This window comes from Vibrio maritimus, from assembly GCF_021441885.1.
GTDB lineage: Bacteria > Pseudomonadota > Gammaproteobacteria > Enterobacterales > Vibrionaceae > Vibrio > Vibrio maritimus_B.
The window spans coordinates 31,993-53,168 of sequence record NZ_CP090439.1 but is presented as its reverse complement, the minus strand read 5'-3'; the positions used below and the strand labels follow the sequence as shown (position 1 = coordinate 53,168).

12 protein-coding genes and 1 pseudogene are annotated in these 21,176 nt (G+C 44.7%); 9 read left to right on the top strand and 4 right to left on the bottom strand.

The features are described from left to right. Window positions 1-31 precede the first annotated feature (31 nt). Window positions 32-853 (bottom strand): annotated as a pseudogene (locus LY387_RS16840) (IS110 family transposase); the annotation flags it as partial. A 91-nt stretch (window positions 854-944) separates the two neighbouring features. On the opposite strand from LY387_RS16840, the gene LY387_RS16835 reads away from it, so the two are divergent. The 7 genes from LY387_RS16835 (at window position 945) to LY387_RS16805 (ending at window position 6,726) form a co-directional block, all read left to right on the top strand. Further along, complete coding sequence (locus LY387_RS16835; RefSeq protein ID WP_234496925.1) at window positions 945-1,511, top strand: hypothetical protein; 567 nt, start codon at window positions 945-947, stop codon at window positions 1,509-1,511. 144 nt (window positions 1,512-1,655) lie between these two features. Then, the gene (locus LY387_RS16830) at window positions 1,656-2,234 is read left to right on the top strand and encodes a hypothetical protein (RefSeq protein WP_234496924.1); all 579 of its coding nucleotides are present in this window, start codon (window positions 1,656-1,658) and stop codon (window positions 2,232-2,234) included. A gap of 143 nt (window positions 2,235-2,377) precedes the next feature. After that, entirely contained in the window at window positions 2,378-3,433 is a 1,056-nt protein-coding gene (locus LY387_RS16825; RefSeq protein ID WP_234496923.1) for a PIN domain-containing protein, read from the top strand. A 159-nt stretch (window positions 3,434-3,592) separates the two neighbouring features. Then, on the top strand, window positions 3,593-4,270 hold the full coding sequence (locus LY387_RS16820) for a hypothetical protein (RefSeq protein WP_234496922.1): 678 nt from the start codon (window positions 3,593-3,595) through the stop codon (window positions 4,268-4,270). A 185-nt stretch (window positions 4,271-4,455) separates the two neighbouring features. Beyond that, the gene (locus tag LY387_RS16815; RefSeq protein ID WP_128650634.1) at window positions 4,456-5,166 is read left to right on the top strand and encodes an HAD family hydrolase; all 711 of its coding nucleotides are present in this window, start codon (window positions 4,456-4,458) and stop codon (window positions 5,164-5,166) included. A gap of 212 nt (window positions 5,167-5,378) precedes the next feature. Further along, the gene (locus LY387_RS16810) at window positions 5,379-5,798 is read left to right on the top strand and encodes a hypothetical protein (protein ID WP_234496921.1); all 420 of its coding nucleotides are present in this window, start codon (window positions 5,379-5,381) and stop codon (window positions 5,796-5,798) included. A 502-nt stretch (window positions 5,799-6,300) separates the two neighbouring features. Further along, on the top strand, window positions 6,301-6,726 hold the full coding sequence (locus LY387_RS16805; protein ID WP_234496920.1) for a bifunctional diaminohydroxyphosphoribosylaminopyrimidine deaminase/5-amino-6-(5-phosphoribosylamino)uracil reductase RibD: 426 nt from the start codon (window positions 6,301-6,303) through the stop codon (window positions 6,724-6,726). A gap of 340 nt (window positions 6,727-7,066) precedes the next feature. Here the strand turns inward: LY387_RS16805 and LY387_RS16800 are convergent, their stop codons facing one another. Further along, on the bottom strand, window positions 7,067-8,140 hold the full coding sequence (locus tag LY387_RS16800) for a hypothetical protein (RefSeq protein WP_234496919.1): 1,074 nt from the start codon (window positions 8,138-8,140) through the stop codon (window positions 7,067-7,069). Window positions 8,141-8,454: 314 nt separating this feature from the next. Here LY387_RS16800 and LY387_RS16795 point away from each other — a divergent pair, with 314 nt between their 5' ends. Next, window positions 8,455-9,666, top strand: a complete 1,212-nt coding sequence (locus LY387_RS16795) for a phosphoribosyltransferase family protein (protein ID WP_042471307.1) — start codon at window positions 8,455-8,457, stop codon at window positions 9,664-9,666. An 86-nt stretch (window positions 9,667-9,752) separates the two neighbouring features. On the opposite strand, the gene phnD is transcribed toward LY387_RS16795, so the two are convergent. Beyond that, a complete protein-coding gene (gene phnD, locus LY387_RS16790) occupies window positions 9,753-10,676 on the bottom strand; it encodes a phosphonate ABC transporter substrate-binding protein (protein ID WP_234496918.1) in 924 nt (307 codons plus the stop codon). 143 nt (window positions 10,677-10,819) lie between these two features. Next, window positions 10,820-11,752: a DUF808 domain-containing protein gene (locus LY387_RS16785; protein ID WP_234496917.1), complete on the bottom strand. Its 933-nt coding sequence runs from the start codon at window positions 11,750-11,752 to the stop codon at window positions 10,820-10,822. 120 nt (window positions 11,753-11,872) lie between these two features. Between LY387_RS16785 and LY387_RS16780 the strand changes: the two genes are divergently transcribed. Further along, window positions 11,873-21,157 carry a type I secretion C-terminal target domain-containing protein gene (locus LY387_RS16780; RefSeq protein WP_234496916.1) on the top strand — a complete coding sequence of 3,095 codons (9,285 nt, stop codon included), beginning with the start codon at window positions 11,873-11,875 and terminating at the stop codon, window positions 21,155-21,157. The last annotated feature ends 19 nt before the right edge of the window (window positions 21,158-21,176 follow it).

The window sequence follows — 21,176 nt, the reverse complement described above, 5'->3', positions numbered from 1 at the left end:
CCCTTTATTTTCTATCATTTTTTCCAAAGCACTTGTCCCCATGTGTGGTTGTTCTCACTAGGCTAAACTTACCGCTTGAAGAGCATTGCTTGGAGGCTCAGCAGAGCTAGGCAGAGAAATCCCGGCTTTTATCAAACTGAGCACCATTACCTATAGAGGCTAATATGGCGGTCGCGGTTTGAGGGCCGATCCCTCGAACTTTCATAATGCGTTGAACGTTATCGCTGATCTTAGCGAAGGACTCGAATGTCTGTTCGGTATCCGCAATGCGTTGGTTGAGAGCATCAAGGTGTTCGTATGCGTCATGGAGGACGACTCTAGCCAGTTGAGGCAGTTCGTTTTCTGCATCTTCGAGAATAAGTGGAACCTGCTTCATTAATGACGAGCGCCCGACGGGTATAACAAGCCCAAACTCAGAAAGCAAAGCTCGAATGCGGTTCATAATAGCTGTTCGTTCGCGAACCCAGTGCTCACGCATACGATGTACCGACAATATAGCCTGCTGCTCAGGTGATTTTGTTGGAACAAAACGAGTCGCAGGACGTTGAACAGCCTCACATATCGCGACGGCATCATTTAGGTCGTTCTTTCCTTTAGTTCTGTATGGAGCGACATATTTAGCCGCCATTATGAGTGTATCGTGGCCAAGCTTGTTGAGAGTTCTCGCCCAGTAATGTGCACCACCGCACGCTTCCAAGCCTATACGCATATGCGGAAGGTTTGATATGGTAGTCAACAACTTAGAGCGTGTAACTGACTTATATAGAATAACTTTGCCTTTTTGGTCAACGATATGAAGACTGAAGTGGTTCTTAGCTAAGTCGATACCGCCAAAATACGAATAATCAGACATGGTGTCTCCGGTTCTAACAAGTACCACAAGAGTGTGGTAGATCCTCGGGAGGGGGAATCCATGTCATTCGTTATGTGATTGGAGCATATAAATGAATTCACGTCTATTTTTGGGCTGGTTTGAGTACGCTATAAATAGGGTTGGAAACGGGTACTTTGGGTTCGCTGAACGAGTCTATTGTTACGAGTTATACCATTACATTCGTGTAGCGATGCATGGCTTTGAAAGGGAGCATGGGGCAATTGAGGGCGTGTTTTTGCATTCAGAGCTTGTAAAGTCGCTCCTTACTGACGATGTTGCGCAAATCATGGAAGTAATCCCTCTACAAACGAGAAGGATGCCAGATTTTCTATTTCATTCTCCCGGTAATTTTGATAATCAAATTGCAGCAATTGAAGTAAAAACTACACCTCATTTGTCATATGGTGAGTTAATCAGTGACTTAGAAAAGCTATCTGAACTACGAGTTAATTACCAGTATCAGTTGGTTATATTCCATTGTGTAAACAGCTCAATGGAAAGAGTGTTTGACCACGTAAACCGCGCGGTAAGTGAAGGGCTAGAACTGGATGGCAATATTCTCGTTGTCACCAAACCTGCTTTTGGTGAACCTATCCAAAAAGCTACAATAGGGGAAATTGTTGCGAGAATCACATAACAAATTGCTTAAGAGTGACAGCTAACCTTTGGCATTTTTGGCTCGGTTGGGTTTAGTGATTATGGTGGCTTTGTTTAGGCTTCGTGGCAGTTAGCTGCACCTTAGCAAGGCGTTATGTGCTAGATAAAAAGTTGGGTTCATCTTATGAAATTTGAAACATTGCTTAAACGTTGCTTTTCCGATATTAGCTTTGAATTCGGTGTTCACCCGCTTGATAGCAAGCGGGCTAAAGCAATGTTCGATACAGCCATACGTGAAAACATTCCTATGAGGAAAGTACTCGAATTAGCTAAATCGTTTTTAGAAGAGAATCATTGTGATTCAACCAAAATAGATCAGGAGCTTAAGCGGATTCAACGCCATAAGCACAGAATCAAATCGACTCTTAAAGCAACAAAAGCTTGGTTAATCACCCGCGAGTACACAGATGGACGAGAAAGTGATGTAGTTACATTCATAAGTGGCCGTAAGTCTTCCGATACAGTTTTGGAACTCATGGAACAACTGTATTTAGTAAATGAGTGTTCAAACTACGAAAAATTGCACTACTCAAAAAGCAGAAGGAATAATCCTTACCCTGCTGAATACCACAGGCGTGATGGCATACCCTATAGTGGTTTAATGTTTTGTGGCTCAGACCCCTTTTACAAAGCTAGAAAAGTTGAGAATGTAGTGGTAGATATCGAAGGTGTAAGCTGCTGGGATGAGCTGACTCGCACATAACAAATTGTTCAATCAGACAGCTAACAGTCGGCGATTTTGGTTCGGTTGATTTCGGTGGTCTTGTTTGAGTTGGTGGTAGTTAGCTGCTTTTTAACAAGGCGTTAAATTACTTTTCAGGCTTCTACGAATAAAGTAAGGATATTATGAAAACTAGGAATGTATTCATAGACACTCAGTCATTCATGCAACAGGGCTTTCGCTTTGATTCAGGTGTACTGAAAAAGCTATCAAAGCTAGGAGAATACTCCTTAATCAATATCTATATCTCCGAGATAGTTAAAGGTAAAGTTGAAAGTAAGCTGAATGAGAAAAGTGAGCAGGTCATCAATTCGAAAAAACGATTTACTAAAGAGCTCGCATTTATTGAAAGTGGTGTACCAAATGAGCTTGTTGAAGCTCTAAAAGGCTTCAATGACAAGTCAATACAGGATCAAGTCCACGCTGGCTGGAACTCCTTTTTATTCCAAAGTAATGTAAAGGTGCTGGATGCAGAGCAATGTAGTGTAAAAGAGTTAGTTTCAAGGTATTTTGACGCTAAGTTCCCATTTAGTGAAGGAAAGAAAAAAGATGAGTTTCCTGATGCAATATCGTTATTAAGCCTACAAGCTTGGCTTAACGCCAATGAGCAGCAAGTTTATGTCATTAGCGGTGATGGGGACTTGATCGGTTACTGCGATACATCAGAACAGTGCCATAGCCTTAAAACTATCTCTGAGTTTCTCGAAATATATAACCAAGCAGAACAACTACTAACTTCTGTAGTCCACGAGTGTATTGACAAAGACCTATCGTGGATAGAGGAGGTTGTATCAGAAGAGTTCATGAACTCAGGCTTTGTTTTTGAAGGTAGAAATTATGCTAAAGTTACAGGGGTTGCGTTAAATCGAATCAACATCGATGATATCCATGTCATAGAAGTCGATGATCACAATGCATATGTTTCTCTACAAGTATCGTTCAATATCTCGGCTGACATATCAGGAGAAGACTATGAACATGCAATTTGGGATAGTGTAGATAAAGAGTATGTTTATATACCTACCTTCACCACAGAAGTGACTTTTGATGAAACTTATAATACTTCTATTATGTTTTCTTACGATCAAACTAATAAGGCTATTATTGAGTTCACCGATGTTAGTATTGAAGATGGTAGTGATTTAACTCTATATGAAGCTGATGAATTCCCGTACAAGTAATTTAACAAACGGTTCAAGTGGATTCGTAACGCTTGGCACTTTTGGGGCAATATTGGCTTATGCGATTACGGTGTTTAACTTTAGTTCGGTGATGCGTCACTCACCACTTAACCGGGCGTTATACGCATTTAGTAAAGTGCCAATTTTTAAGTGAGATTTATGAATAAGAGCGACCAAACTCAGGAACAAGAAGACACAGGACTAACTAGTGAAAGCCGATTTGTTAAATTGGCTAAAAATCAATCTCTACCTATATTGATTTCAATATTTGCGGTATTTATCTCGTGCATCAGTGCTTTTTTCTCGTATCAAGCTAATCAGTTAGCAATAGCTCAGTACAAGCAGGAAAGGTTATTAATACTAAAGGGTGTGTTTTCTGGAGAGGACAAGTTCAGTATGTCTGTTTTACCGATTTCAGATAGCGCTCATTTTATGAAAGGGCAAGTTGTCTTTCCATCAAAGATCTATGGTGAACCTGTACCTATAGCCTCTGACGGACAGGTGTTACGAATGGGTGCAGTTATGTTTGACTTAGAAGAGCTTTTTCTAGAATCAGTAAAGCCAGAAAGCGGCTTTGTGAAAATTGCAGATAGGGAAGTCCCGATAATTATCACAACATATTATGCGTCAAATGGTATTGGATATACTGACACGTCACTATATATGCTTGGGATGCAGATTGTACTTGGAGAAGAAGAGTATGCTCGCCCTAAGGTAGACTTAAACAGCCTGTCGTTCATCATGCGCTTTGATGATCAAGAGTCGATACCCAATGGATTACTTGATGACTTACTATCGGGAAAGAAATATATAAACTTACCTTCCGGAGTTCTTTGAAATGCGTAAAACATTCTGTTTAAGAGTGTTCGCAACGCGTGGTATTTTTGCTACGCGTGAGTTTTAGTGTTTAAGGTGGAATGCAGCGGCATTGCGTTGCTCAGACCTTAACAATGCGTTATGCGAATTCGCCATTTTGAAGTAAATTGTACGTTCAGATTTGGTGTTTCAGTGTAGAGGTAAAAATGAAACTAGATGCGGTGTTATGGGACTATGATGGAACTCTTGTAAACTCAGTCCCTAAGAATATTGATATTACAAAAGCTATCTTATCCGTTGTCGCACCACATTTAACTGGAGAGTTTTTGCCTAAGTATTTACGCGACGAAGAGTCGTATCATGAAGCCAACCATAGTGCTAAAAACTGGCAAGAACTTTACGTTGACTATTACGGGTTAACACATGAGGAAATGTTGACTGCTGGAGGGATGTGGGCGGAGCATCAAGAAAAAAATACAACGGAAGTAATGCTGTTTGAAGGCATCAAAGACGTGGTCACAAAGTTTTCTCATCTTCCTCATGGTATTTGCTCGCAGAATTCGCAAAACAATATTCGCCGCTTACTGGAGAACAATTCGATAGCCGCACCTTTTAAGGCGATAGTAGGTTACAACGATGTTTCCAATGGGAACCAAAAGCCTGACGCACTTGGTGGTCTCAAATGCATTGATTCAATTTTCGGTCATACGAACTCTCAGTGTTTTATGTATATAGGAGACCATGAAGCAGACGTAAAATTTGCGCGTAACCTACAAACTGCAATTGGCGGAGAATCTCGTGTGATTGCAGTGGCGGCAGCGTACAGTCGCTCAGTACCAGAGTCTTGGGTGTGTAAACCTGATTACATAGCACGTACAGTCGATGATCTTTTTGAGATCATCGGAAAATACGCATAGCAATGCGTTATGGACGAATTAGCATCGTAGCACCAAACAAATTGCTTAAGAGTGACAGCTAAACCTTTGGCATTTTTAGCTCAATTGGCTTCAGTGTTTACGTGGCCTTGCTTGGGTTCAGTAGTCGGTTCGCTGCACCTAGCTTAGCGTTAGGCAGATTCACAATCATCTAGCGTGCTAAGCTTAAAATTATTGAGCTTAGGTCCATGCGAATGAATAAGCAAAAGCTACTTAAAGAAAACGGTCTAAACGTTGCGTTTGCAGCTCTAGTTGTGGCGATTGCGCTAAAAACAGCCAGCTATGGTTGGGGGACAGTGTTGCTCTTCTATCGATTTTTCCCAGTTTGGATCGCTCTTGCAATATTCCACCTTGTCACTCATTACTGGATTGACTACCGAGAAAGGGAATTAAATTCGTATATTGGGGGGCTTTCGAACGCTTTATTGATACTGTTCCCAATATTTTTCACAGACTCAGGCGAGCTTGGTCCAATGTATTCTTTGATTTCAATTCCTGGTCTAACACACCAAAGTCACAACATGCTGGCTCTTACATGTCTAGTTTTAGTTGTTGTTTTGGACATTTTCTTGTGGCTGAGAACCCGAGAGAAACGAAGAAATTGGAAAGGGTAAAAAGTTGCCATATAAACGACTATGGAGTCGAAATGAAATACAGCCAAAGCGTGGTTCACACCTTCGTTGAAAGCTATACAAACCAATCGGATTTATATAAATGAAACACTTACTCAGTATCTTCATAATAATGTTCAGTGCAAATACGTGGGCAGGCTGCCATGAACTGCTAGCCCGCTGCCTTGCCATTTCCACTGATTTGGATACCGAAGAGTCCTGCACCGTATCAGTTTGCTCTAATACTAGCTCACATCAAGTCTATATAGATTTAGAAAGTGGTGGAGCCGTTTCAGTCCAAACCGACAAAGAGAGTTCATCAGTTTTAGTGAACGAGCATAAAGGCATTATATTGTCTCCTTTAATATTAAAGACAAACTTAACCTGCTATACATCTACTCATAACACCGCAACCTACTGTGTTAAGGACGTCTTGCTTTAGTAGACTGTTTGCAAATCGACTTCTGAAGCCAAAAATTAGCTTTATCTACATGGACACACCCCAATGCCCAAATCCCACATGCTCAAAGCGCTTTCAGTTTCAAAATCCGCCCTCCCAAACTGCAAACCCAACCCACCAGTCGGCTGCGTCCTCGTTGACGGCGATCAAATCGTCTCGGAAGGCTTCACACAACCCATCGGTTGCAATCACGCGGAAGTAGAAGCATTAAACAAATACACAGGTCCGATGGACAACATCACAGCTTATGTGACGCTTGAGCCTTGCTCATTCGTAGGCCGAACACCAGCTTGCGCAGAGACACTCGTTAAGTCCGGGATCAAGAAGGTGGTCGTAGCCATGTTAGACCCCGATCCCCGCAATAGCGGTAAAGGCATAGCAATTCTAAGGGAAGCAGGAGTAGAGGTGGAGGTTGGTTTGTGTAGTGAGCAAGTTAGCGAGTTTCTGACACCCTATCTGGGTAAATCGTAAAGGCATTTTATGTTTAGCTGCATAACCAACACAGAACTCGTTAATTCTATTCTCTTTATCGCGATTGTTATCTACGTCGGGAGAAGTCTTGTTCCAGCGTTTTACACTCGGACTCTCAACAATATTTACTATGAGAACAAGTGGCTTCTGTTTTTCTTCTTAATTCTTTCCGAGTTAGTGCTGGGTGGGGCAGCTATCTATATTGGCTGGCGCATGATTGAAAAATGTGTGATTTCATAAGGAACGCACGGATTTAGAACACGCGCGCTGATAAAGGAACAAAAGCTATTGGCACCACTCTTAGCACCAATAGCCTTCTTAACTCAACTAGCTAAAACGCTTACTTGTACTCATGGAATTTCTGCGCCAAGTACGGGTCCCACATTGCTGCAGTCGCACTCATTACCATGTCTGCACCCATATCTAGGCGGCGGTGTAGGTCTTCAGCATTCATCATGCCGCCTACCGAACAGATAACGAAGTCATCTTTCCACTTAGTGCGAAGATCGATTAGGTTCTGTGTGACTTCTTCAGCCAAGTTACCAATCGCGTAACCACACGTACCGCTTTGCAGACGACCTTCGCCTGGTAGCGCTGCAACACCTTCTGGTGTCACTACTTGGCGAGGGATGGTGTTGATTGCAGCGTAACCATCAACGAATGGACGGTTTGCTTCAATGACTTTTTCTAGCTGTTCTGCTGGCATCCAGCCTAGTTTGATAAGAAGTGGTGTGTCACCGATAGATTCGCGGATTTTCTTAGACACTAGAGCAGAGTTTTCTGGGTCAGAGAACAACGCGCCTTCTTTGCTTCCGCCTAGGTTCGGGCATGAGTAGTTCACTTCGATCACTTTAGCACCAGCTTCTTTCGCCATTGATGATACGTAGCCGTAGTCTTCAACAAGATCGCGCTCTGCAAGACCTGGAGTGCCGTTTACCGAAACAATCATAAGCTGGTTTTTACCCATCTTACGGTTGCCTTCTTCGATGTCCTTCATCCACACCGATGGCGCTAGAGAAGGTACGCCGAACGAGTTAGTGATGGTGATTTTTTCATCGAGTGATGGGCGAGCACCTGGGTGGATAGCTGTGTTGATGTCGCGGTTGTTGAACTGTTCGTTGGTATCAAGGAAGACACAGTTTGGTGCTGGGTGACAGGTGCGCTCAACACTTCTTACTGTTTTGTATACCGGAATATCGAAACCTAGCTTCGCGTAAACATCACACCAGTGGCTGTTTAGTAAAGGACCCGCAGGAACACCAAGACGAGAGTTAACCTCAAAGTCGAAGATTTTATGAGTCTGTGTTACCGCTGGACGAGTCGGGTATTTGGCATCAAAGAATGGACCATTTTGGTAGTTGTCCTCATAGGTTTTGAGGATGTCATAAAGTTCAAACTGAGTTGGAGTAGTCATCAGAAGCCGTTTCCTGTTTTGCCAAATAAAATTTGGAGGGGATTCTAGCGTTTGCTTTGCTGCCTGAATATAGGGGAGAGCCGTTAGATGAACGTATCGCTGCGTAAGATCAATTACTTGACGAAAAAATGACGAAATTAGCGCCTTCGACTAAACGAAATGGTGAAAATAGACGCAATTTTCAGTTGGAAAACGTTTGCTTGATGCTGTTCTCGACCTAATTACGCATAAACTTACTATTTCCGATGCCATTTTGTGTGGTTTACCACTAGAATACCCGCAACCCACTTCGCTTCTTCTTGATAAGGAATACCATGAGCACTCTGAACGAACAATCTAGTGACGTAGTGATTGTTAGCAACTCATCTGATAACCCATTTGCAATCGATGTCGCCTATGCGATGGGGCAGCATGAAGATATCTCCGATGTCATCAGCATGAAGCACTTTATGAATACCGAGTTTTGCCCACGTTTTATCTCTGATGAGAACGACATGGACAACATTGGTAATAGCCTAGCGGGCAAAACCGTAGTGATTGTCAGCACGGGCAACTTGGTCACAAGCCGTCAAGAGCTTGCAATGCACAACTTGATCATTGCACGTGCGGCGAAAGAAAATGGCGCTAGCCGTGTGACTTTGGTTGAACCTGACCTGTTTTTCTCTGCTCAAGACCGTGGTGCTCGTCCTGAGCTGGGTGATAAGTCGGCGGAGCGTGACGTTGCCGATATCAAGAAGTTTGATGGTCAGCCATTTACGGCAATGCTTTACGCACAAATGCTTAAGCTTGCTGGTGTGGATGATGTCATCACTGTACATAACCACTCGGTCTCTGTGCAGAAGATGTTTACTGAAGTGTTTAAAGGGCGTTTCTACAACCTGATTCCTTACGAGATTTATGCGCATTACCTATTGAACTCAAACATTCTAAGCTACGGTCCAGAAGGCGAAGGTCTGGTTCTGTGTGCACCAGACAAAGGCGCTCGTGATTTCGTTAAAGAGATCTACAAGAAGCTGGGCTTAAACAAAGCCAAGTTCATCATGCTGGACAAAGAGCGTACGGCCGAGCGTAAGGTAGAAATCACGCTTCACAAAGAGAGTGAAGATACATTTGAGGGTCTAGAGAACCCAAGTATTGTACTGTTTGATGATATGGTTCGCACTGGCTCGACAGTAGTTCAATCTTGTCAGTTCCTGCAGCAGCTGAAACCTGAGCGTATGGTATTTACTGTGTCGCACTTCTACGCAAGCACAGAAGGGCGTGAGCGTATGTCTCACCCTGCACTTGGTGAGATTCTGACACTGAACACCATGCCAACGATCCTAAACCGCGATGAGCAAGGCCGTCTGCGTAAGAAGATGGTTGTGTTGAAGATTGAGAAGTTCTTGGCGCAAGAGCTTTGTAAGATCCTAAACGTGCCTCAGCGTGCGCTTGAGAAGAACCCATATAAAATCGATATGTCATCTAAGAACCCACGCTTTCAACGCAAAATCTGGTTCTCGGATCAATTGTCAGAGCTGTCATAGACACTCTTAGCAATTTAGATTGAAAAGTAGGCTCAGCAATGAGCCTACTTTTTTTTGTGCTTTAGTGAGTCCTGTGCAAGCTTGGTTTAGCGCTGCACAAACTTAGTCGCATACACCAAATCGATAATCGACTGGTACTCTTCTATGCTCGTATCGGCAAGATGTCTTAATCCGCCTGCAGCTTTCGAGAAGCACTCGTTATCTTCTTTATCCAACTTTTTCACGGCAGCAACCAGCTTTTCTTTAAACGCTGGGTCTAAATCATTGCTAACAATCGTCGAACCATTAGCGATAAGCGGAGATTGCCAGATGACGCGGATCTTATCCATCACCTCTGGGTCGTGCTTCGCATAGCGATGTAAAGCGCCTGCAGAATAGCCTATTGATTCATCACCAACCATGCTTGATGCAGAGACTGCGGCATCAAACTGACCGTTGATAACACCAACGATGTTTTGCTCGTGCCCACCCGAAAAACTGATTGTGTCGAAGAAACCGTTAAAACGGTTGTCCATCGTGCCGCCAATCTGCTGCTGAAGTTGGTTGTTTGGTATCAAGTAGCCGGAGGTAGAGTTTGGGTCTGCAAAAGAGAACACCTTGCCACGTAAATCGTCGATGCTTTGATAAGGGCTGTCAGCTTTTACGATGACAACAGAGTGATAGCCTCGAGAGTTATCCGTGTTATCGGCAATTAAACCGATGATATCCACGGCTTCTGGATCATTAAGATGGACTTCGGCGAATGCTTTAGGCGACATGTTGATGACCAAGTCGATTTTCTTACCGAGTAAACCTTGTATGACTGAGTTGTAGTCACTCGAGTTTCGGATGTTGGTTTTCACACCAAGTTCCGCTTGCATAAACTCAACCACACATTGGTTGTTACCAATCTGCGCTTCCGAGTTCTCACCACCTAAAATACCTAGATTAATCGATGCTGGCGCTGATGCGTTTGCATTAAAAGCGACCAAACTGGAGATCATCAACCCTCCGACCCATACACTTTTCATTTCAACTTCCTTAATGCCTATCAAGGCTTATTGTTGTTTGAATCGGTATTAAATCAGTCGTGGTTGGTGGCTATCTTACAGGGTCGTGAATAGGTCATTAAGTTTGTATCTAGACGAGTTATACGCCTTCGCCATTACCTTGTTCAGGCTGAACCTTTTATCTTGGTGTAAACGTGGTGCAACCCAAAGCAAACAGCACCGAGAACAGCACCACTAAACAGGTGAATCATGCTAGCACCAATGCTCTCCCAGAATAGATCTAGGCTCGGAATATGATTGAATGTATCTGCCTGCGCAGCACTTAAGTGCTCGAGCCATGGAATCGCATGGCTAATAATACCGCCACCAACCAAGAACATAGCAATAGTGCCAACGACTGCGAGAGCTTTCATTAACCAAGGAGCGAAGCTCAAAAGACCGAGCCCTAGTTTCTGCTTCAAGACACTTTTAGAAGGATTGTTATTGATAAGCCAGAGGCCAGCGTCATCGAGCTTTACGATGATAGCGACTAAACCGTATACGCCAGCGGTGACTAGCACAGCAACGATACTTAAACTGACGGCCTGCATGGTTAGTGATTGAGCCATCATAGTGCCGAGGGCGATCACGACGATTTCTGCAGAAAGAATAAAGTCGGTGCGGATTGCGCCTTTGATTTTTTGTTGTTCGAGTTCGGCAAACTCTTCAGCCGTCATTGATACCGCAGCTTCATTTTCTACATGAGATGCTTTTTGCCCTCGATGGGTCCACCAATGGTGGATTTTTTCAAACCCTTCAAAGCAAAGAAACGCACCACCAAGAGTAAGTAATGGCGTGATGAGCCAAGGAATGAATAGGCTTACTAGCAATGCAGCGGGGACCAATATTACCTTATTGAGAAGCGAGCCTTTAGCAACTGCCCAGACCACGGGAAGTTCTCTTTCGGTAGAAACACCGCTGACTTGTTCAGCATTTACGGCAAGATCGTCGCCAAGTACACCGGCGGTTTTTTTTACAGCAACCTTAGACATAACGGCGACATCGTCCATGAGTACAGAGATGTCATCAATGAGGGTGAGTAAACTTGCGCCTGCCATAATCTCGTTCCTTTTTTGATCGCTACCTAAGTACTTAGAACAAAATTGTAAATTTCACCACACTCTATTCTGGAAATACTATCTTTATATGAAAGACTTAGTATTGTTCGGAGACCAACGATGGTGCCAGTGCTGTATGTTCAAATGGGTGATGTGATTTGGAAGGTATTTTCCGATGGTACGTGGGAGCGTGCTGCACCCGACGAAGCCTTGATTGACGGGATTCTAGTGGTCAACCAGCCCATTGTTGAATTAGGCGATCAAACGACTCTTACACCCGAGCAAATTTCAGCCATCGAACAAGCACTTTCTGAAACAATCGATGACCTAACGAGTAATATCGCTAACCAACAAGGCAAAGTCGACCTATCGACTAATGTTAATAATGAGAGTGGGGGATTTATTGTCTCGCTCAAGGCGACGCTAGATGAAACCATTGCACGCGCGGGTTTCGATACCCGACCTGCCGACAGAGAAGATGAAGACCCCAACCCAGAACAAACATCTTTAGATATTCTTTCTGATCAAGCCAAGCTTACCGTTGATATCCTAGATGGTGGTGACGGCTACGAAAACCAGTTTGAAGTGCCGAGTGTTACGATTGAAGGGACTGCGACCGATGTGCGTGACGGCCGAGTTGTACTTATCACGATCACCGACCAAGACGGTAATACCATACAGCTTCAATCCGTAACCGCCAGTGAAGCCTATTCGGTCACGGGGGTTGACTTGTCTTCATTGGTTGAAGGTCCGCTCACGGTTGATGCGATCATTTCCGATGATTTTGGTAACAGCATTACCGCTCAAGACACTACTTTCAAAGACACCTTGGCGAACATTACTGTTGAGCTGGATGGTTTTGGCGATGACTTTATAAATACCAATGAAGCACCAACTGAAGCCTTTACTGGTACCACAGAGTTTGTTGAAGCAGGGCAGATCATTAATTGGACTATCACAGATGAAGCTGGCGTCTCTATTTCAGGAACATCGGTTGTTAATGAATCAGGACAATGGAGCATCACCGAACTTGATGTCCAAGCACTTCAAGATGGAGTCTTAACCGTTGAGGCATCGACGATTGATATTGCGGGCAACCCGACTACAGCAACCGATACTATTATCAAAGACACACAAGCCTTCATCACTGTTCAGTTTGATGACGTAGACGGAGTTACTAACGAAAAGGAGATTCTTGGCACCAACCTATCAGGAACTGTCACTGACGTTGAAGATGGACAGCCTGTCGTTTTGACAATCACAGGTGTAAATGGTGACCCCATTACGTTAACGACGGTCGTCAGTAATGGTGCGTGGTCTGTGTCTGGCGTTGACCTTTCACGTTTCGATGATGGTGAGCTATCGGTTACCGCATCTACTATTGATGTTGCGGGAAATACGGCCAGTGCAACGGACACATCCACGCTTGATACGGTTAAACCATTCATCGATATCGATACGCTTCAAGGCTTTAACATTCTTGCGTTTAGAGGCGGCACACTAACGAGTCTGCAAGGAACGACTGATCTTGTCGAAGAAGGTTTACCCGTTACTGTCGTTGTTAGTGATGGTGTGGTGACGGTTGAGTATCAAGGGATCGTAGACGCTGACGGCAATTGGTTGGTGTCAGACATCGATGTGTCGTCACTCGATCTCAACGCGGTATGGACGCTCGATGCGAACGTTAGCAATGCGGTAGGTAACTCAGCGACTGATGATATGCCGACATTAGTACTTCCAGAATCACTCGCGTTTAGTGATACGGTAATTGGTATCTTCGGCAACCAAGCGAAAGAGTCTGATGTGCGAATCGAAAACGCAGAGTTTGTGTTTTATGAGTCGCAATCGCTTATCGACCAGCTCACATCTAACGGACTCTCTATTACAGTCACAGTGACCGATTATCAGGTCATGGGTGTCAGAAGTGATGGAGAAGTTGTTTTTGAAGCGGTACTCACTGGCGATAAGGTTGACGTGGCCTTTAAGCAGGTTATCGACCAAGAGCCTGATTTAAACTCCATTCAAACCGCGCTTTTAATTCAGGGGACGCAGACGGATGCTGATGGCACCACGGAAGTGGTGATCGGTCACCTGCCGATTAATGTTGCAGATATAGAGCCTTTAATCTTCGATGATTTCGCGTTCGTTACTGAAGGTGAAGTGAAGTCTGGCAACGTGCTCAATAATGATATTGATTTGGACGGAGCGCTCATTATCTCCAAAATCATTATTGATGGCACTGAGTATACAGTTTCTGGTAGCACACCAACGGTAGTCGATATTCCTGAAGGGCAGTTAAGCGTGTTTGCTAATGGGCACTATAACTTTTCCGCTAATCGAAACATCGATAACACCAACGGCCGCCAAAGCGTGTCCTTCGATTATGTTGCAGGCGATCAAGAGAATGATTTTGGGCAAGGCACTGCGACGATTTTTATTTCTGACGGTGATGCAGGGCAGGTTGGCTCGGGCAGTTATGAATATACTGAACCCGATTTAGTTGATAGACCTGGAACGTTTGTTACTACGTTTGATGTCAATCCAGGCTCAGATAATCCAGATCCAGATAGCCTTTACTTCGAAGCAAGTACAATCAACGTACTTGATAGTTTGTCGCTTACGAGTGGTAATGATCTGCTTGCCCTTACTTATGAGTTAAATGACGCAGGTAATGTGCTGACCGCTAAATCCGGCACAACTGTGGTGTTTACGCTGACCCTAACTGGAGAGGTCAACGCAAGCGATCCTACTGCTGTAACAGGCTCACTGACGATTGTTCAAGAGCAACCATTAAATCAACCAACCAACAATGATCTTCTTAATCTGCCTTTAGTCATTGGCGGTTTGGATACCGACGGCACCGAGCTTGGCCTTGGGGATTTCAATTTGTTAATTGGTGATGGTAGTGACCCTACCATGAGCAATATCACTGATGCCCCTACTGTTTCCGAGGGAGGGTTAGACAGTGAGAACTCTGTAAGTGGGACAGGAACGTTCAACGTGTCTATTGGTGCGGATGACCTTGATAAAAACCAATCACTAAAACCCACAGTATTCTTTGATACCGCTGATCAACCACTCGTCTATAGCAGTGGAAATCTCATTCATTACACCGTTGATGCGACGGGCGCGATTCTGACGGGTTCATACGAAGACAGCGATGGAAATACGGTGAATGTGTTTGTTATTGGGTTTATTCAACCTGACGCCGATACAGGTGGGGATGTAGCTTATACATTCACTTTACTGCAAAACCTCGACAACAGCAGTGACCCTTTGGAAATCCCTTTCGTGGTGACAGCCAGAGACTCTGACGGAGACCAAACCAAACTCACCTTAGATGTAAAAGTAACCGATTCGGGCTCTGCGACGGTTGGGACTGCATCACTCACAGTGACCGAGTTACCGGAAAAGTCAGGAGAGACAGAAACGAATACCGACACGTCTACGATAAGCATTACCGCATCTCAAGATGAACTCACTGACATAGCACTTTCCATTGATAGCGGAACAGCGGTTGAAGATTCAAACGGCAATGCGATTACAACCAATGGCTTGAGCGTTGTTTGGCGCGATAACGGTGATAACACCTACGATGGTATTGATGAAAATGGCATGGTGGTGTTTAGAGTGTCACTGCCTGACGAACTGGAGATTGAATCAAGTTCAACAGACAATGTTGAAATCGGTTTCCGTCTGTTCAAAGAGATTGATCACGGCAGCGATGGCTCTGTGGACTCTTTGACCATCAATCTTCCAATTGTTGTCACAGACCTTGATGGCACAGAAACAGAACAAATCTCGACGGTCGCCATACTCGATGGTCTAGACCCGACGGTTGAAACAGTGACTGTGTCAGTTAACGAAGCAGATTTAGAAGGTGTTGGCGAAGTCGAAGTCATACAAGCGGATACTCTAACGTTTGTAAGAGGTTCCGACACCATTGTTTCTTTTGATATCAATATTGCTAATTTTGGGAGTTACACCAGTGGCGGTGAAACCATAGTTCTGGCCGATCGTGATATTGATGGCTGGTATATCGGCACCAAACAAAGCTCGAACGAGGAGGTATTCCGTCTGCGTTTGAATGTGGATGGTTCAGCAGAGTTCTTCCTCTTTAAGCCTCTTGATCATGCAGATGGTAATGGCGCAAACATTCTCGATCTAGAATTTCCTATCGTAGCCACAGACAGTGATGGTGACGAATCAGCTGAGTCGATACTCAAAGTTGCAGTGACGGATGATATTCCGACGACCGGTGAGGCGCAGACGTTAGAGATTACGGAAGGGGACAGCTTTACTGGTAATTTGTTGTCTGGAACTCGGATTGGCGTGGATGGGGGCGCAATTACTGAGTTTACCTACGAAAATGTCACATATAGCTTCAGTGGGACTGACACTCAAGTTATCAGTCTTACCAATGCTAATGACAGTAACTCCATTTATGGAACACTGACCCTGAAATCCGATGGTAGTTATACAATAGTCACTGACGCAAACGTTGATGCCACTCCCAAGCTCACGGATAGTATTGTTTTCACTGTTAAAGACAACGATGGCGATACCGTTTCAAATACAGCGAACTTGATCCTCGATGACAGTATCGGTTTTGTTCGAGTTGAAAACACCGAGATACGTGAGGATGAGTTAGCGACCGTTGATATTAAGGTGTTTGTTGGTGATTTTGACCAAGGTGAAAACGTCAGTGAAATCAGAATCTCCGGCTTACAAGACGGAACCTTATACCTAGATGGCGTAGCGCTTGTCGCGGTTGGTGGTACTGTGACGCTGACAGATGCTCAGATTAAACAAGAAACCGGAGAAAACTACTTTGTACCTGACGGGGTGCTAACCTATCGACCCAAAGAGAATGAATCCAATACAACGCTGTCTTCAAACGTTGTCGCTTTAATTGTTGGTGCGACTGTGACTAAGACAGGCGCGGCCGATGATGTATTGAGTAATGAAGTTCTCGACATCTCCGTATTGCCTGTTGCTGATGCACCCGATTGGGGAAGTTCACAGTTTGAATACAACCTAACGGAGGATATAGACCGAACCTTCCCGCTAGACATCGATGCGTTGCTCGTTGATACGGATAGCTCAGAGTCGCTCAGCTATCAAATTACCAACGTGCCAAGCGGCATTACCATCAAACTCAATGGCGATAAAATTGTTGAGGGTAAGTCCTACACTCAAAGCCAACTCGATCAAATGACGATTACAGTGAAAAAGAACCTTGCTGGAGAGTTCACATTTGATCTAAAAGCGATTTCGACCGAGAAAGGCAGCGAGTTTGCTCAGAGCACCGACAAGACCGCAGAGATAGATTCTCCTGTCGTTATTAAGGTTTCTCCTGATGCTGATGTGCCAGAACTCTCTGTGCGAGATGTACGAGGCTTGGAGGATGTCGATATCGACCTCAGCGATGCGATTTTTGGGACGCTGACAGATACCGATGGTTCCGAGTCGCTATTCTATGACATTGAAGTTCAAGATGGTTGGTCGTTTACAGGAACCGGGTTCGAGCAAACGGGTACGAATATGTATCGCGTAGAGTCTGATGCTATCGCTAATGGCGACGCATTACTCAGACCTAAAACGGATATCAGTTCGTTCACAGAGAGCCTAGCTATTAACGTGACGGCCGTTGCGGTGGAATCGACCGTTGATGGTTTGCCTCCAGTTAACGAAGAAGCGGATAGCACAACCAAAACAATCAATATCACCTTAAAAGGTGTTGTTGATGAACCTATCGCTCAAGATGGTGGCAATGGGAACTGGCAGTATGATGAAGCGAACAAAACCATCGAAACTGCTGCTTCCTTTAATGAAGATGGTTTAGTGCCATTGGATTTCGTTTTTGTTACCTCAGATGATGATGTGTCTGAAGTACTCAATATTTTGATTACCAATCTACCTGATGATATTGCGATAGTGGACAGCGCGGGTCAGCCAGTCGCTTTAACCATTGCTGGTATTGACCCTACGACGGGCAATGTTTATCAGGTAAGCAATGAAGAGCTGGCAACCCTATTCGTTAAACCCAAAGAAGACTTTAGTGGTCGAATTACGTTTGATGCTCGGGTTGTATCAACGGAGCCAGACGGAGATAGCGGTACGTTTGAGTACACAGTTCAAATCGACTTGTTGCCGGTTGTTGACCAAAGCGAAGGCGTCACAGTATCAACCACGGGTATTGAAGATGGCCAGATTGCCCTGGATCTTGAACCTAGACTGAGTGGCGATAGTGATGGCAGTGAAACCTTAACCGGCTATTTAATCGACCCGTTACCAAGTGACCTTACCTTATTATTCGATAGTTCGCCGATAACCGTTCCAGCGTCGGGACTAGACTTGGAGTCGTTGCTCGATTCTACAACGCCGACATTAGACTCACTATTAAACAGCGGCCGCCTTAGCGTCGTAGCCACAGAAGATTTGAGTGGTGTCTTCAGTATTCCGGTGCGCTATGAAGTCACAGATACTTCAGAGTTGGGTGCAACGACCAGTAAGCTCATATCTGGCTCATTGACTGTGACCGTTGAGGCGAAAGTGGAGGGAGATACTCGGCTAGAAACCTCACTAGAAACTTTTGTGAGCGACGATGGCAGCCCTGTCGATGTGTCAAATGCGGTTAGATTCATTGAAGAAGATATCGATGGCTCGGAATATCTCGATTACTTCATACTTGAAGTGCCTCAGGAGTATGACATTGTCGTTAATAGTGGCGGCAATGAAGCGCAAGAAACGCCGGATGGCAACTGGATCATTCCAGCTACTGGTTTGACGAGTGATACTGTTCAGGATATCTCTACGTTTATTCTCAACAACGTCACGATTTCCAGCAATCAAGATACGCCCGTTATCGACATTGTCGTTCGTGCTCGAGTGATAGATGGCGAGGATGCTAAATACATCGATGGTAAGTTTCAGATCCAAATCACTGGCCACAGCGGCGGTGGCACTCCTTGTGACCCTGTTGGTCCTCCGGGAGAGATTGAGTCAGATGACGATATAGTCTTTGATGAGGGCACTGAGGTTCTGGACTTGTCGGGTCTTCTTAACCCTGATATTGCTAGCGACGCTGACAATAGTATCTCGTTTTATGTTCCTGCAGACTCATTACCAGAAGATGTTGAATTGCAGGGTGAAGGTGTTATTACCGTCTATGACAACGATGGTGAAATCGTTGGATACACCATAAGTCAATCTGGATTGAGCAACTTGCAAATTGTTGGACTTGATGAAGATTTCGCCGGTTGTATTAATTTTGAAGTCCAAACCACAGAAACCTCATCGTGTAATGGTTCTAGCTTAACGACCACTCAAACAATCAGTATTGATATCCGCCCGGTTGTAGACGACATTACTCTTTCAACTGTGTTAAGCCGAATTGACGAAGACGTCGCTTCCGATCTGGATCTTCAGTTGATCTTAGGTGACTCGGTGAAGCTTGACGGCAGTCAAACCGTGATTGGTGAAGGGGAGTCTGCAACAGGTAAAGAGACCGTTAACTTCTTTAATATTCAGGTGTCTGATGGAGCAACACTCTCTGCACCTGGAAGTGACAATAGCTGGTTAATTGATAATGGTGACGGCAGCTACACGATAACTGACGTGACAAGACTGTCTGAGGTCATTCTCACCCCTCCAGCTAACTTTAGCGGTGAAATCTCACTGACTGCTGAAGTGAATATTACCGACAAAACGGACTGTCTCACAGAAACCGATACCCAGACGAAAACCGTCACCAAGATCATTGATATCAACCCGATTGTTGACCCTGCAAGCCTAGTGACCGATGACTTCACTGGTGATGAAGATACCTATATATCTCTAGCCAGTTTAGATGCCGAACTTATTGACCAAGATGGCTCTGAAAATATGTCACTGAGCATAACTGGCGTACCTGAAGGGGCGGTTGTAGTGACCAAAGTGGGTGAGAGCTATGAGCTGGTGCCGAACAATGGCAAGGATGGGGGAACGTTCCAAGGTAACCCGACCTACGAGTGGCAACTCGACCCTGCGGACCTTGATAATACCTACATTTTGCCGCCTCTCGATTTTAGTGGTGATATACCGCTGACACTCAAAGCCATTACCGAAGAGCTAGCGACGAATGACACCCGCATTACTGAGTCTTCATTTACGCTGGGCGTAAATCCGATTGCTGATGAGATCGATTTCTTCAACGTGCCCGATAAAGTGACGGGGGATGAAGACGCTGTTATCACGATTCCAATCGATATCGTGACTCAAGAAACCAATAGCGATGAGTCCATTGCATTGGTGGTGACTGCTAAAGCTGCCAATGATTCGAGTTCGATAGAAGATATGGCGAGTATTCGTGTTGATGGTAAGACGGCTCGTTTCTTCCAAGTCGATGGCGTAGCAACAGCGGTTATTCTGGTTTCAGCGAGCTCTATTAACAGTATCGAGCTATTTGCTGGTGATGCGTTCGGTGATATTGACCTAACCATCACTGCAGACGCGCGTGATACTGCGAACGTTTTAGGGTCGAATGTCGGTGATTTTGGTCCAATCAAACAAGAAACGATCCGAATAGAAATCACACCAGAGCCAGACGCGCCTATCTTGGATTTAACCTATGACAATATTCTCGCTGAGCCGACAGGAGATATTCCTCTCGGGTTATCGCTGGATCTCGTTAATCCTGCTGATGGTGAAACCGGAAAGCTAACTATCGGGGGCTTACCTAGCGATCTAGAACTGACCAAGGGTGAGAAGGTCGGTGATAACTGGGAAGTAGATGGTGATGATATTAGCTCTGTTGCTATCAAATACCCTGGTACTTTAAGTGCTGATGAAACTTTCACGCTAATTCTCAAGCCTTCTGCTGAGCTCAATGGAAACACAGCGGATGGCTCCGTAGAGACCTTGGATGTGGAACTCTTAACTGAGGGAAGTCAGACCCTGACAGGCAACTTCCAGAAAGATTATATCTCAGGTGGTTCTGGCGGCGACACCCTTAGTGGCGGTATAGGTGCAGACACCATCTTAAGTGGCAAAGGGAATGACGAACTGACCGGAGGACTTGGTCACGATACCTTTGTGTTTACCAGTGATGATATTGGTACTGTGTTTGAGTTTGCGGATACGGTCACTGATTTTAACGTCAGTGCAAATACCGACAGCATTGACCTTAGCGCGATTCTTTCAGCAACGAATGCGACGGATGCAGCTAATCAACTCAACTTAATTCAAGACGGTGCAGATGTACGCATAGAGCTATTACCGAGCGGAAATCAGGTCGAGCACAACATTAAACTCGAAAACACGACGCTCGATTCCTTGTATGGCGGAGATGCTTCAGGCGTTTCAGAGACCGACATTATTCAAAAAATGCTAGACGACCAAAACTTAATACTATCGTCAAACTAGTTAGCAGTAGGGAAATGCA

What these genes read in the sequence shown, in the direction of transcription:
- phnD (WP_234496918.1), bottom strand. Translation starts at nt 10,676, where the DNA reads ATGAAAAGTGTATGGGTCGGAGGGTTGATGATCTCCAGTTTGGTCGCT.
- LY387_RS16805 (WP_234496920.1), top strand. Translation starts at nt 6,301, where the DNA reads ATGCCCAAATCCCACATGCTCAAAGCGCTTTCAGTTTCAAAATCCGCC.
- LY387_RS16785 (WP_234496917.1), bottom strand. Translation starts at nt 11,752, where the DNA reads ATGGCAGGCGCAAGTTTACTCACCCTCATTGATGACATCTCTGTACTC.
- LY387_RS16810 (WP_234496921.1), top strand. Translation starts at nt 5,379, where the DNA reads ATGAATAAGCAAAAGCTACTTAAAGAAAACGGTCTAAACGTTGCGTTT.
- LY387_RS16795 (WP_042471307.1), top strand. Translation starts at nt 8,455, where the DNA reads ATGAGCACTCTGAACGAACAATCTAGTGACGTAGTGATTGTTAGCAAC.
- LY387_RS16820 (WP_234496922.1), top strand. Translation starts at nt 3,593, where the DNA reads ATGAATAAGAGCGACCAAACTCAGGAACAAGAAGACACAGGACTAACT.
- LY387_RS16830 (WP_234496924.1), top strand. Translation starts at nt 1,656, where the DNA reads ATGAAATTTGAAACATTGCTTAAACGTTGCTTTTCCGATATTAGCTTT.
- LY387_RS16825 (WP_234496923.1), top strand. Translation starts at nt 2,378, where the DNA reads ATGAAAACTAGGAATGTATTCATAGACACTCAGTCATTCATGCAACAG.
- LY387_RS16780 (WP_234496916.1), top strand. Translation starts at nt 11,873, where the DNA reads ATGGTGCCAGTGCTGTATGTTCAAATGGGTGATGTGATTTGGAAGGTA.
- LY387_RS16800 (WP_234496919.1), bottom strand. Translation starts at nt 8,140, where the DNA reads ATGACTACTCCAACTCAGTTTGAACTTTATGACATCCTCAAAACCTAT.
- LY387_RS16835 (WP_234496925.1), top strand. Translation starts at nt 945, where the DNA reads ATGAATTCACGTCTATTTTTGGGCTGGTTTGAGTACGCTATAAATAGG.
- LY387_RS16815 (WP_128650634.1), top strand. Translation starts at nt 4,456, where the DNA reads ATGAAACTAGATGCGGTGTTATGGGACTATGATGGAACTCTTGTAAAC.